The sequence below is a fragment of the Allosphingosinicella sp. genome, assembly GCF_036387215.1.
Classification (GTDB): Bacteria; Pseudomonadota; Alphaproteobacteria; order Sphingomonadales; family Sphingomonadaceae; genus Allosphingosinicella.
Genome location: NZ_DASVUE010000308.1, coordinates 1 through 12,486, shown reverse-complemented (window position 1 = coordinate 12,486; position 12,486 = coordinate 1). Strand labels below are relative to the sequence as shown.

Below are 12,486 nucleotides of genomic sequence, written 5' to 3'. Positions count from 1 at the left end.
CGCCAATTCTCCGGCACGAACGGGATCGCCCAGCCGTTCTTGCCGCGGACGAAGGTCACCCGGTCGTAGAAGGTGTTCAAAATCTCCTCGCTCGACATATCGAGGGCGTGGAGGAGCGCCGTCACCGGGAGCTTGCGCTTGCGGTCGATCCGGACGTTGACGATATCCTTGGCGTCGAACTCGAAGTCGAGCCAGGAGCCGCGATACGGGATGACCCGGGCGGCGAACAGATATTTGCCCGAAGCGTGCGTCTTGCCGCGATCGTGATCGAAGAGCACGCCCGGCGAGCGATGCATCTGGCTGACGATCACGCGCTCGGTGCCATTGACGATGAACGTGCCGTTCTTCGTCATCAGCGGCATGTCGCCCATGTAGACGTCCTGCTCCTTGATATCGAGCACGGAGCGGGTTTCGGTATCGGGATCCACCTCGAAGACGATGAGGCGGAGGGTAACGCGCATCGGCGCGGCATAGGTCATTCCGCGCTGGCGGCACTCGTCGGTGTCGTACTTGGGATCCTCGAGCTCGTAATTGACGAAATCGAGCTCGGCGGTGCCGGCGAAATCGCGGATCGGGAAGACCGAGCGAAGCGTCTTCTCGAGGCCCGAGACATAGCCGTCCTGCGGCCGCGAGCGGAGGAACTGCTCGTAGCTCTCGCGCTGAACCTCGATGAGGTTCGGCATTTCACTGACTTCGTGGATGTTCCCGAAGATCTTGCGGATACGCTTGGACGCGGTGGACCGGGTCTCGGTCGCCGGAGCTGCCTTGGTCGCCATGTAAAAAAATCGCCTCTTTCGCCTGTGTTCCCCGGCGAAAGCCGGGGTCCAGCCCCAAAATACGTGCGCGAAAGACGCAAAAAGCCGCGAGTCTTCCCCAGGAAAACCGCAGCTTCAGCGTCTATGAAACCTCAGCCGATCAATGCGTTGAACGCGCTGCGCGACGGCACGTCCTGTTCCGAAAGGCTGTGGTGAGGAGGCGTATCTAGGGTGGGGAGCGGGCAATGTAAAGGGCCGGAGCAGTGGAGCCGGGCGCTGTTTCGAGTGTTGTGGGGCTGACATGAAACAACGCTCCAGCCAATATCGCCGCCGGATGGCGGCCTTCCTTGCCGCCGCCGCCTTCTTCTCGGCGCCCTGCTTCGCTCAGGACGCTCCCGCCCAGGAGGCGCAGCAGCCGCCGGTGATCGCGGCGCCGCCGGTGCAGCAGCAGCCGCCCGCTGTAAAACCGCCGGCCGAAGAGGCCCCCGAAGCGGCCGATCCGGCGGAGGAGGCACCGGCTGGGGAAGCGCAACCGGCTGAGCGCATAGCGCCCCGTGCCGCCGTGCGTCCGCGTGTGGCGGCGCCGCAGCCTTCGGCTCCCGTAGCCGCCCGACCGGCGACCTCGGAAGGTTTCGCGCCTGCGCCCGCTCCGGCTCCGGTGGCCCCGCCTGCACTCGGGGAGCCCGTTGCTCCGCTTCCCACCGAAGTCACCGTCCAGCCGCTTCCGGTTCCCCCGGCTGATCCTGTTGGGTCGCCGGCCGAGGCTGCGGCCGCCGAGCGTGACCCATCCAGCGGAAGCATGCTTCCCTGGATCATCGTGGGAGCGCTTGTGCTCGGCGCGCTGGCGCTGTTCGCGATGCGCCGCCGCCGCCCCGAGCGGGTGTATCGGCAGCCTTACCGGCAAACTCCTGTCGCCGCCGCCCCCGTTGCGCCGGCTGCCGCGCCGGCGCCGGTCCTTCGCGAGGCGCAGGGCGACAGGCCCTGGCTCGAGCTTCTGATGCAGCCTGCCCGCGCCGGGGTCGAAGGCGATGACGCAGTCGTTGAGTTCGTGCTCACCGTCGACAACCAGGGGTCGGCGCCGGCCGAGGACGTCCGCATCTCCACCTGGATGGTCGCGGGTGGGCCGAACCAGGGATCGGACATGGAGCGGATGCTGGTCGAGCCTTCGGCGGCAGCCGCGCTCCCGAGCGCGATCCCGGCGGGGGAGGGGAGGAGCATCCAGACGCAGGTCGCGTTGCCGACCGGGAGCATCGAGGGCGACAGCATCCTTCCGGTGGTCGTCGCCGATGCCCGCTACACCTTGCCCGATGGAAGCGAGGGACGCACTTCGGCCTCGTTCGCGGTGGGCGTTCCCGACGGGGAGGAGCTCGCGCGGTTCGGCATCGCCAATCCCTCGGGCCTGCACGAAGGGGTGATCGCGCGGCCGCTGGGCGAGCCCGAGCGCGCCTGACGCCTAGTCGGTCTGGGCGAGGAGCTCGTTCACGCGCCGCTCGGCGGCCGCGAGTGCCTGCTTCGTCGATTTCTGACCGTTGAAGGCTGCGGCGACTTCCTCGCCGACCAGCCCTTCGATCGCATTCTGGCGCTGGACTCCGCCGGGGAGCGGCCGGCCGGTGGTGGCGACGGGGGCGATGTTGACGCGGTGCGGAAGCGCCTTGAAGGCGGGGCTTTCCACCACCGACTTGAAGGCGGGAAGGTGGCCGGTGCGGGTCCAGTCGTAATTGTGCGCAGCGATGAAGCGGAAGAAGCGGGCGATCGCACGCCGCTGCTCCGGCGTCCGCTCGCGCTTCGGAACCACCCAGGCGTGGCCGCTGACATAGCTCACGTCCTGCCCCCACAGCCGCGGATAAGGATAGACCGTGTAGCTGTGGTAGAGCGGGCGCCCGGGCGTGTTGGCCTCGGCTTCGAACTGGCCGATCATCCAGGTGCCGGTCGGATAGATGCCGCCCTCGCCGGACATGAAGCTGGCGATCGCCGCCGGCGTGTCCTGGTTGCGGGTGCTCACGCCCGAGGCGGTGATTCCGCGGAAGAAGTCGACGATGCGCTCGGCCTGCGGCGTCTGGAGCTTGATATGGTGCGCGTCGGGGAAGAGGACGGCGTTCTGCGCCAGCATGTAGGTGTAGACGTTGCGGGCGGCATAGGCGTTGTCGCCGACGAGGCTCTGGATCAGGTAGGGCTTGCCGGTGCGCTCGGTGAACTGACGCGCCTGGGCGAGCATCTCCTCGGGCGAGGTGGGAAGCACGGGCTTGCCGTTCTTCATCAGCCCGGCCTCGGCGAACAACTTCGTGTTGATGTGGAACAGGCCGCCATGGGTGTCGAACGGAAGGCCGTAGAGCCGGCCGCCGATCGTCACCGCGCTCCGGCTCGCCTCGGTAAGCGCGGCGGGCGCGATGCCGGCTTCCCGAAGGTAAGGCTCGACCGGCTCCAGCAGGCCCTCGGCGGCATAGTCCGAGATGACGCCGGTGTGCATGGTGACGAGATCGGGCGGGTCCTTGGCGGCCATCTGCGCCGAGAGCTGCGGATAGCCGGGCCAGGCGACGACGTTGCTGCTGACCCGGACGTCGGGGTTCTGCGCGTTGAACTTGTTGATCATCGCAGTGATGATCCCGCATTCGCCCTCGACCTTAGAGACGTCGGTGGCGCTTCCATATTCCGCGCCGCACTCGCCGAAGAAGCGCTGCAAATAGATTTCCGCGCGCCCGTCGTCGCCCGCGCCGCCGCTGCTGCAGCTTCCCGCAAGAAGCGCCGCGGCAATGATCGAGAAGCGCTTCACCGGACCGCGGTCCCCGCCATCGCGCGCACGATCTGCTTCTGGAACAGCACGTAGACGATGAAGATGGGGATGGAGGCGAACACCGCCTGCGCCATCAGGAATCCGAGGCCGCTCGTCTGCGCATAGTTCATCTGCGCGGCGGCAAGCCCGACCGTGAGCGTGTACATGTCGCTTCGCGTCGCCGAGATGAGCGGCCACCAGTAGCTGTTCCACGACGCGAGGAAGGTGAACACTCCCAGCGTCGCCTGCGCGGGCATGGTGAGCGGCAGGAGAACCTTCCAGAACAGCCGGAAGCGCGAGGCGCCGTCGAGCATCGCCGCTTCATCCAGATCGCGCGGAATGGCCCGCATATATTGGGTCATGAAGAAGACGCCGAACGGGCCGGCAAGGCCGGGCAGGATGAGGCCCGGATAGCTGTTGTGGAGCCGGAGCTCCGCGAACAGCTGGTGCTGCGGCAGGATCACGGCCTGTTCGGGGATTGCGAGCCCGAGCAGCACGAAGACGAAGAGCGTCCGGCGGAACGGGAAATCGAGCCGGGCGAAACCGTAGCCGGCGAGGCTGCACACCGCCAGCACGCCCAAAGTCGTCCCGCCCGATACGATGATGCTGTTGAGCAGCCAGCGGAACACCTGGTTCCCCTGCAGGATCGAATAATAGTTTTCGAGCGTGTAGGGCGGCGACAGAGCGGCGCCGCTGTTGCCGATCAGCGCCTCGTTCGCCTTCAGCGACAGAAGCAGAGTCCAGATGAGCGGCGCCAGCATCACGAACGCCGCGAGCAGGATCGCAGTGAGCTTCAGCGGCGACCAGCCCCTGCGGTTCGCGTCAGCGGCCACCTTCGCCCTCCGTCGCGCGCATGGTCGTGAAATATTGCGTCAACGTCAGCAGCACGATGAGCAGGAACAGCACTTCCGCGGCTGCCGTTGCATAGCCGAGCTCCCATCGAGCGAAGGCGGATTCGAAGATGAACAGCACCATCGTGCGCGTCGCTCCGCCCGGTCCGCCGCCGGTCAGCAACTGCGCCTGGCCGAAGATCTGCAGCTGCGCGGCCGTCTGGAGCATGATCACGAGAACGACGGTGCGCCGGAGGCTCGGCAGGGTCACCCGCCAGAAGGTCGTCCAGCGGCTTGCGCGGTCGAGCGCGGCCGCTTCGTAGATGTCGCCCGGTATCTGCTGGAGGCCTGCGAGGAACAGCATCATCGGCAGCCCAATCGACCACCAGATGGTGGTGATCGCGAGCGCCCAGAGCGACCAGGTGGGGTGGCTGAGGAACGGGATCGGCTCGGCTCCGAGCGCCTGCGCCGTCTCGCCGAGAAGCCCCGCGTCCGGAGCGAGCACGAACCGCCAGATGAGCGTGACGATCGTCACCGACAGAACCGAGGAAGAAAAGAAGATGCCGCGGAACACCGCCGCCCCGCGCGTCGCCCGGTTGAGAGCCAGTGCGAGCGCAAGCGCCAGCGCGGTCAGCAGCGGAACGATCATCAAGGCGAGCGCGAACGTGTTGAGGATCGAGCGGATGAAGGTGTCGTCCGCGAACAGCCGGCCGTAATTTTCGAAGCCGACGAAACGGCCGTCGCCGAACAGGCCGACCCTTTGGAAGCTGAGCGTCATCCCGCGCACCAGCGGATAGATGAGGATGACGACGTAGGCGGTGAGGAACGGGAGGACGAAGAGCAGTCCGCTCATGTCCCGCCCGCTTGCGCCCTTCCTCATTGGGCCTGCGCCTCCGCGTGGTGCCCGTTCCCGTCGGCGTCGAAGAGATGCGCGGTGGCGCCGTCGATCTCGAGGCCGATCGTGTCGCCGAGCTGGACGCGGCTATAGCCTTCGTCCTCGGCGGTGATCGTCTGCCCATCGGAGAGGGTGGCGTAGACGAGCGTGCGTTCGCCGAGCCGCTCCACAAGGTCGACCTTCGCCGACGCCGCCCCGCTGCCGTTGGCGGCCACGGCGACGTTCTCGGGCCTGAGGCCGAGCTGGAGCGCGCCGCCCGCCGGCAGTTCGGCCCTTGGTATCCGGGTCTCGACCTCTGCGCCGCTGCCGAGCCTCACCCGGGCATAGGGCCCGTCTCCGGGAAGGAGTTCGACCGGCGCCAGCGTCATCGCGGGCGAGCCGACGAAACGGGCGACGAAGGTGTTGGCCGGGCGGCTGTAAATCTCCATCGGCGGCCCGACCTGCTGGATGCGGCGGTCGTTCATGACGACGATCCGGTCGGCGAGGGTCATCGCCTCAGCCTGGTCGTGAGTGACGATGATGAAGGCGGCATCGACCGTCTGCCGGAGGCGGGCGAGCTCGATGCGGGTGCGCATCCGGAGCGCCGCGTCGAGGTTGGAGAGCGGCTCGTCGAGCAGGAACAGCTTCGGATGCTTGACGATGGCCCGGCCGATGGCGACCCGCTGCCGCTGGCCGCCGGACATCTGGCCCGGCTTCTTGTCGAGATGAGCCTCGATCTCCAGCACTCGCGCCGCCTCCGCGACGCGGCTTGCGATCTCTTCTTCCGGCACGCGCGCGTTGCGAAGGCCGAACGCCATGTTGTCGCGGACCGTCATGTGCGGATACAGCGCGTAATGCTGGAACACCATCGCGACGCCGCGGTCGCCGGGCGGAAGCTGGTCGATCCGCTGCCCGTCCAGCCTGACCTCGCCCGCATCCAGCGTCTCGAGCCCGGCGATGATGCGGAGCAGGGTGGATTTGCCGGACCCCGACGGCCCGAGGAAGGCGATGAATTCGCGCGCTTCCATGCTCAGCGACACGTCGTCCAGGACGGGCGTCGCGCCGTAGGACTTGCGGACGTTGCTCAGTTCAAGGCTGGCCAATGACATCCCTCTGCTGCGCGCCCATTGCCGGGCGTCTCTGGCGGTACGGTGCTGCACTTGGCGGCGCTTGGCAAGACGCTGTTGATGGAAGCGCCTACTGCAGTCGGCAACTTGCCGTTCATCCGGTGGAACCTATGCAGGCAGGATGCCGCCTGCTCGCCAGCTTTTGCACATGCTTCTGGTGGGCTTGGCCGTTCCGGCGGCGGCGGCCGCTCAGGCTCCGCAGCAGGAGCCCGGCGATGCGGTTTCCAGGCTCAACACCAAGCCCTTCTCGATGGGCTGTCCCGAGCGGCAGCCGGGCGAGGACATCGTCGTCTGCGGGCGGCGGCGACAGTACAGCCCCTACCGCCTGCCGCAGCCGCGGGAGCAGCGCTTCGACCCCTGGGCCGGCGTCGCCAGCGTGTCGCGGGAGCGGAACAGGCTGATGGAAGGCGAACTGGGCGGCCTCGGCTCCTGCACCAACATCGGCCCCGGCGGCATGACGGGCTGCCACGAAAAGGGCGTCCAGAGGAGCCGTCAGCAGCGGGGGAAGTGAAGGAGCCCTAGCGGCTCCTCCTGGCGCGCCTCGCCCGCCAGCGGGCGGCGTCCGCTTGCTCGGCCATCCCGGAAAGAGCCCGGGCGCCCCAGCTTGCCGCTCCGAGCAACAGATGTGCCGGCCCCTTCTGCGCTTCGAGGAGCAGGCTCGTCTTCCGCACATGCACATCCTGGCGGCCGTGGACCCGGCCGTCGCTGCGCGGTTCGTAGAGATTGTCGCGGCTGGTGGGCTCTCCGGGATCTCCCGGCTTCTGCTGACTCTCCACCCCGATCTTCTCCATCACCCGATCCGTCGCCCGCGGCGCGAGCCGGCCCATCAGCGAGATCAGATAGCCGGCGCCGCCGACATAGATCTGTCGGCGCGGATGCTCGCAGGCGAAGAGGATCGCGTCGGCGACCAAGGCGGGATCGTAGAGCGGCGGGGGGAGGCGAGGCGGAGCGCCCATGTAGTTGCGGGCATGCTCCGGATAGGGGGTGTCGATCGAGCCGGGCTTGATCAGGGTGACGGAGACCGGGGCATCGTCCCGCTCGAGTTCCATGCGAAGCGCGTCGGTCGCCGCCTGCACGGCATGCTTGGAGGCGGAATAGGGGCCCTGGAGGATCATGGCTCGGTCGGAGAGTACCGAACCCAGATTGACGATCGCACCGCCGCCGCGCGCGCGGAGATGCCGCCCGGCAAGCAGCGAGCCCTTGAGGACACCGAAATAATTGACGTCGAAGATCCGGCGATGATCCGCCATCGGGATCTCGTCCATTCGGCCGTAGGTGGCGGCCGCGGCATCGTTGACCCAGCTGTCGAAGCCGCCGAACGCCTCGATGGCTGTGGCTGCGATCCGCTCGACGTCCTCGTCGACGGCGACGTCGGCGCTGCAGATGGCGACCCGGCCGCCGCGCGCCGTGAGCTCCTCCCGGACCCGCTCCAGCGCCTCGGCGTTCCGTGCCGCAAGCACCACGGCGGCGCCGCGCCGGACGGCCTCCTCCGCGGTCGCCAGGCCGTTACCGCTGGTCGCGCCGGTGATGACGATGGTCTGCTGATCGAGGGGTTTGAGGCGGAGCGGCATGCGACGGTAAAACCGGCTGCCGCCCAGGATCGTTCCTACCTGCTTTGTGCGGTGGCCTGGGGGCCTCGGAGCGTCCTCAGCAGCCCAAGCCCAATCAACGCCGCGCCTGCCGCCAGCGAAAAAGCGAGGAGGGCGGTGCGCGCATCCCCGGTCCATCCCTTCCAAAGCAATGCGACCGTCGCAGCCGCCCAGGCGCAGGCGAGGAGCGGCAGCCAGCGGCCATAGTCGCGGACCCGGAACGGGTGCACGAAGTGAACGGGCGCGAAGGTGAGGGCCGCCAGCAGAACGACCGCTATCGCCGCCGCCTCGGGCGAGACCCCCGCGGCGAAGAGGTAGAAGGCGACGACGTTCCACAGCGCCGGGAAACCACGGAAATAATTATCCGCGGTCTTCAGGTCGGTCCGCGTGAAATTGTACAGGGAGGAGACGAGGATCGCGGCGGCCAGTGCAGGTGCAAGCGAGGAGGGCACCAGCTCCGCCCGAACGATCAGCAAGGCCGGAATGAAAACGTAGTTCAGATAGTCGATGATGAGGTCGAGCGTCGCTCCGTCGATGCGCGGCGCCCGCTCCTTGACCTTCGCCCACCTCGCCAGCGACCCGTCGACGCCGTCCACCGCCAGCGCCGCCAGCAGCCACATCAGGACGAGCGGCCAGTCCCTTTCGATGATCGCCAGGGCCGCGAGAAAGGCCAGCACGGCTCCGCTCGCGGTGAAGGCGTGGACCAGCCAAGCCGGGGCGGCGGCGCCAGGATGCGGTTCAGGCGGGTCTCGGTCGGGCAAAATAGCTTTCCCGCTCCTGGTGCGCGACGGACAGCCCGGCCTGGACGTCCTTGATGAAGTCCCAGACGACGCGCCCAACGAGCGCGATCGGCACCGCCGCCAGCGGATGTGCGGGCCCCTCGAAGATGGCGTAGCGGCTGTCGGGGGCGAGTTCGGTGATGCGCTTCGTCTCCTCGACCGTCACCATGCGGTCGGCGCTGCCGTTCAGCGCGAGCAGGGGGCGCTTCGCGTCCCTGAGCCAGCTCTCGACGATCGTTGCGCCTCCCTATCGTCGACGGTGCTCAGCAGCATCCGGTGCTTGGCGTGGATGGCGGAGACCCACTCCGGAACCTGGATCCCGAGCCTTGCAGCCCGGACAGGATCGAGCATCTGAAGCAGCCGCCGAACGGTTTCCGCGTCGAACACGACTTTCGTGCCCATGGCGCAGGCGCCGATCACGCGCTCGGGATAATGCGCGGCCAGATAGTAGGCCACCAGCCCGCCGAAGCTGTAGCCGAAGAAGAAGGCGCGATCGACGCCCGCATCGTCGAGCCCGCCGATGAGATCTTCAGCGATCAGCGGGACGCTGTAGACTTCCGGCTCCGGGCGCCCGCCATGCCCGAGCATGTCGAAGCTCCAGTAAGTGAGTTCCGGGCCCATCGCATCGGCGAGCGGCGTAAGCTCCATCGCATTCCCGCCCGCGCCATGGATCAACACCAGATTGGTCACTGCAACGCTTCCCCTACGCCTTTACCCAGTTCCTGCGCGATGCCTTATCGGGGCGGAACAGCGCAACCTATGTTTAATGCGGTAGTGGACCGCTCTGGATCCTAGCCCGATCTTCGTTCGAACGCCTCCCGCTCCATCGCCGCCTGGGCGTTGGTGAGGAGGCGCTGGTGGACGTGGGCGATGTCCCAGGACAGGCCGTGGTCGAGATAGACGCCGTAGCCGCACTCGGCGACGCGCCTGAAGAAATAGACGTCTTCCGCGACCGCCTGGAGGCCGTCGCCGATCATCTCGAGCGCGAACAGGGGCTTGGGCTTGCCGTCCGCCGAGGGCCGGCGAAGCGCGTGGATCACGTTCATGTCGACGAGGCAGAAGCCGAGGCCGAGGTGGCGGACCTCAACCACCTCCCCCTGCCGCGCGAGCTCCTCGGTGGTCCAGATCAGCTCGCCTTCCAGCGACACGGCCGTCGGCCAGGTCGGCTCCGCCCGCCGCGGATAATTCACGCCCACCACGGGCAGGTTCAGCGAGAGAAGCCGGATCAGAGAATATTCGGGAAAGGCATGATCGGCATCGATCCAGAGCAGGTAGTTGGCGCCCCAGTCCGCCGCGTCCTTCGCCAGCGTGTTCCGGCAGCGCGGGAGCACGGAGCTCTTGCGCATGAAGACTTCGAGCTCGGGCGCAGTGGGCTCTCCATTATAGGTGATGCTGGCCCTCGACGTGTGGAGGAGCATCTTGGAAAGGCTTCGCGCATATTCGGCGGTGACATCGCCATAATAAGGCGTGCAGACGGCGATCTTCATCAATCATCCTGGGCGCGGCGGCGACCGGCGGAAGGGCCGCCGGCTCAGCTGCCGATGGTGGTGCGGACGGCGGGACTCGAACCCGCACTCCCCGAGGGGAAGAAGATTTTAAGTCTCCAGCGTCTACCGGTTCCGCCACGTCCGCATGTGTGCGAGCGATAGCGTCCGCTGAGGCGCGAACGGAAGCGAAATCGGAGCCGAAGCGGCCCCGGCTTATTCGGCTGCGGCCGCGCCTTCCTGAAGGTTCAGGCGCTCGCGCATTTCCTTGCCGGGCTTGAAATAGGGAACGCGCTTGGCGGCGACGTCGACGGAGTCGCCGGTGCGCGGGTTACGGCCCTTGCGGGCGTCGCGATCACGAGTGGAAAAGGCGCCGAAGCCGCGGAGCTCGACCCGGCCGCCGCGCTGCAGCTGCGCGGTTATGGAGTCGAAGAAGGCGCTCACCACCCGTTCGATCTCCTTGACGGTCAGATCGGGATGGTCATCGCAAAGCTTCTGCACGAGCTCGGAACGGATCACGGTCAATCCCCCCACAAAAGGTCCAGGCGCAACGAAATTTCAGCGCCCCGCCGCATTCCCCACAGCGGCTAATCCAGATCAATTGCAGCAAAAGCAGGGGAAAAGCAATATCCCTCAAAGGGATGTAGCAGGCGAAACGTATCGCTTCGGCGCAATAAAAAAGCGGCGGGTGCCGTAAATGCACCCGCCGCCTGAATTTTATTAAATTAGCTGTTCTTTTGCTTCAGGGCTTCACCCAAAATGTCTCCAAGCGAGGCGCCCGAGTCGGAGCTGCCGTACTGGGCGACGGCCTGCTTCTCCTCGGCGATCTGCATCGCCTTTACGGAGAAGTTCGGCTTCTTGGAGCGGTCAAAGCCGATCACCATCGCGTCGAACTTCTGGCCGACCTGGAAACGCTCCGGACGCTGCTCGTCGCGGTCGCGGCCGAGGTCGCCGCGCTTGATGAAGCCGGTGACCCCATCATCGCCCACCTGCACGTCCAAACCGCCGTCGCCGACGTTGAGGACAGTGACGGTGACGACGTCGTTCTTCGACACGCCGCTGCCCGAGCCGCCGGCACCGCCGCCCGCGCCCGCGCCCGAACCGACGCCGCCGCGCTCGAGCTGCTTGATGCCGAGCGAGATGCGCTCCTTTTCCACGTCGACGTCGAGCACCTGCGCAGTGACCGTCTCGCCCTTGTGGTGAAGGTTCAGAGCTTCCTCGCCGGTCATGCCCCAGGCGATGTCCGACATGTGGACCATCCCGTCCACGTCGCCCTCGAGGCCGACGAACAGGCCGAACTCGGTGGCGTTCTTGACTTCGCCCTCGACGGTCGAGCCGACCGGATGCTTCTCCGCGAACGCCGCCCACGGATTGGCCTGCGCCTGCTTGAGGCCGAGCGAGATGCGGCGCTTGTCCTCGTCCACCTCGATCACGGCAACGTCCACCTCCTGCGAAGTGGAGACGATCTTGCCCGGGTGCACGTTCTTCTTGGTCCAGCTCATCTCGGAGACGTGGACCAGGCCCTCGATGCCCGGCTCAAGCTCGACGAACGCGCCATATTCGGTGATGTTCGTCACCCGGCCGCGGAACACGCCGCCGACCGGATACTTGGCCTGCGCGCCCTCCCACGGATCGCTTTCGAGCTGCTTCATGCCGAGCGAGATGCGCTGCGTCTCGCGGTTGATGCGGATGATCTGCACGCGAACCGTATCGCCGATGTTGATCATCTCCGACGGGTGGTTGACGCGCTTGTAGGAAAGATCGGTGACGTGCAGCAGGCCGTCGATGCCGCCGAGATCCACGAACGCACCGTAATCGGTGATGTTCTTGACGACGCCCTCGATCACCTGGCCCTCGGCCAGCGACTGGATGAGGCCGGTGCGCTGCTCGGCGCGGGTTTCCTCGAGGATCGCGCGGCGCGAGACGACGATGTTGCCGCGGCGGCGGTCCATCTTCAAAATCTGGAAGGGCTGGGGCAAGTCCATCAGCGGCTGCACGTCGCGGACCGGGCGGATGTCCACCTGGCTGCCGGGAAGGAAGGCGACGGCGCCGTTCAGGTCGACGGTGAAGCCGCCCTTGACGCGGCCGAAGATCACGCCCTCGACGCGGTTGCCGGCGGCATGCTCGGTCTCGAGCTTGTCCCAGGCGGCTTCGCGGCGGGCGCGGTCGCGGCTGAGCATCGCTTCGCCCTGGTGGTTCTCGACGCGGTCGACATAGACTTCGACTTCGTCGCCGATCTTGAGATCGGCCTTCTGGCCGGGCGCAGCGAATTCGCGGA

The 12,486-nt window shown here is 67.0% G+C and carries 13 protein-coding genes, 1 tRNA gene and 1 pseudogene; 2 read left to right on the top strand and 13 right to left on the bottom strand.

The window, feature by feature from the left end:
• Nucleotides 1–776, bottom strand: a pseudogene (locus VF662_RS12525) (DNA-directed RNA polymerase subunit beta); the annotation flags it as partial.
• 280 nt (nt 777–1,056) lie between these two features.
• On the opposite strand from VF662_RS12525, the gene VF662_RS12520 reads away from it, so the two are divergent.
• Nucleotides 1,057–2,205, top strand: a complete 1,149-nt coding sequence (locus VF662_RS12520) for a hypothetical protein (RefSeq protein WP_464141694.1) — start codon at nt 1,057–1,059, stop codon at nt 2,203–2,205.
• A gap of 3 nt (nt 2,206–2,208) precedes the next feature.
• On the opposite strand, the gene VF662_RS12515 is transcribed toward VF662_RS12520, so the two are convergent.
• From VF662_RS12515 to VF662_RS12500, 4 genes are read right to left on the bottom strand one after another with little or no spacing between them, the layout of a single operon-like run.
• Nucleotides 2,209–3,525 carry an ABC transporter substrate-binding protein gene (locus VF662_RS12515; protein ID WP_464141692.1) on the bottom strand — a complete coding sequence of 439 codons (1,317 nt, stop codon included), beginning with the start codon at nt 3,523–3,525 and terminating at the stop codon, nt 2,209–2,211.
• Nucleotides 3,522–4,358, bottom strand: coding sequence for a carbohydrate ABC transporter permease (locus VF662_RS12510; RefSeq protein WP_464141690.1), 837 nt, complete (start codon nt 4,356–4,358; stop codon nt 3,522–3,524). Before VF662_RS12510 ends, VF662_RS12515 begins: the two co-directional genes overlap by 4 nt.
• Nucleotides 4,348–5,235, bottom strand: coding sequence for a carbohydrate ABC transporter permease (locus tag VF662_RS12505; RefSeq protein ID WP_464141688.1), 888 nt, complete (start codon nt 5,233–5,235; stop codon nt 4,348–4,350). Before VF662_RS12505 ends, VF662_RS12510 begins: the two co-directional genes overlap by 11 nt.
• Nucleotides 5,232–6,338: an ABC transporter ATP-binding protein gene (locus tag VF662_RS12500; protein WP_464141686.1), complete on the bottom strand. Its 1,107-nt coding sequence runs from the start codon at nt 6,336–6,338 to the stop codon at nt 5,232–5,234. The genes VF662_RS12505 and VF662_RS12500 overlap by 4 nt, the downstream gene beginning before the upstream one ends.
• A gap of 139 nt (nt 6,339–6,477) precedes the next feature.
• Here VF662_RS12500 and VF662_RS12495 point away from each other — a divergent pair, with 139 nt between their 5' ends.
• A complete protein-coding gene (locus VF662_RS12495; protein WP_464141684.1) occupies nt 6,478–6,867 on the top strand; it encodes a hypothetical protein in 390 nt (129 codons plus the stop codon).
• A gap of 7 nt (nt 6,868–6,874) precedes the next feature.
• Here VF662_RS12495 and VF662_RS12490 read toward each other — a convergent pair whose 3' ends face one another.
• The 8 genes from VF662_RS12490 to rpsA all read right to left on the bottom strand — a co-directional run.
• Nucleotides 6,875–7,927, bottom strand: coding sequence for an SDR family oxidoreductase (locus VF662_RS12490; RefSeq protein WP_464141682.1), 1,053 nt, complete (start codon nt 7,925–7,927; stop codon nt 6,875–6,877).
• Nucleotides 7,928–7,962: 35 nt separating this feature from the next.
• Complete coding sequence (locus VF662_RS12485; RefSeq protein ID WP_464141680.1) at nt 7,963–8,622, bottom strand: CDP-alcohol phosphatidyltransferase family protein; 660 nt, start codon at nt 8,620–8,622, stop codon at nt 7,963–7,965.
• Nucleotides 8,623–8,683: 61 nt separating this feature from the next.
• The gene (locus VF662_RS12480) at nt 8,684–8,893 is read right to left on the bottom strand and encodes a hypothetical protein (protein WP_464141678.1); all 210 of its coding nucleotides are present in this window, start codon (nt 8,891–8,893) and stop codon (nt 8,684–8,686) included.
• 17 nt (nt 8,894–8,910) lie between these two features.
• Nucleotides 8,911–9,414, bottom strand: a complete 504-nt coding sequence (locus VF662_RS12475) for an alpha/beta fold hydrolase (RefSeq protein WP_464141676.1) — start codon at nt 9,412–9,414, stop codon at nt 8,911–8,913.
• Nucleotides 9,415–9,515: 101 nt separating this feature from the next.
• Nucleotides 9,516–10,211: a hypothetical protein gene (locus VF662_RS12470; protein ID WP_464141673.1), complete on the bottom strand. Its 696-nt coding sequence runs from the start codon at nt 10,209–10,211 to the stop codon at nt 9,516–9,518.
• 58 nt (nt 10,212–10,269) lie between these two features.
• Nucleotides 10,270–10,356: transfer RNA gene (locus tag VF662_RS12465), tRNA-Leu, on the bottom strand.
• Between the two features lie 68 nt (nt 10,357–10,424).
• Nucleotides 10,425–10,727 carry an integration host factor subunit beta gene (locus tag VF662_RS12460; protein ID WP_464141670.1) on the bottom strand — a complete coding sequence of 101 codons (303 nt, stop codon included), beginning with the start codon at nt 10,725–10,727 and terminating at the stop codon, nt 10,425–10,427.
• 206 nt (nt 10,728–10,933) lie between these two features.
• Nucleotides 10,934–12,486, bottom strand: a 1,553-nt coding sequence (gene rpsA / locus VF662_RS12455) for a 30S ribosomal protein S1 (RefSeq protein WP_464141668.1), incomplete at its 5' end; no start/stop codon positions are given.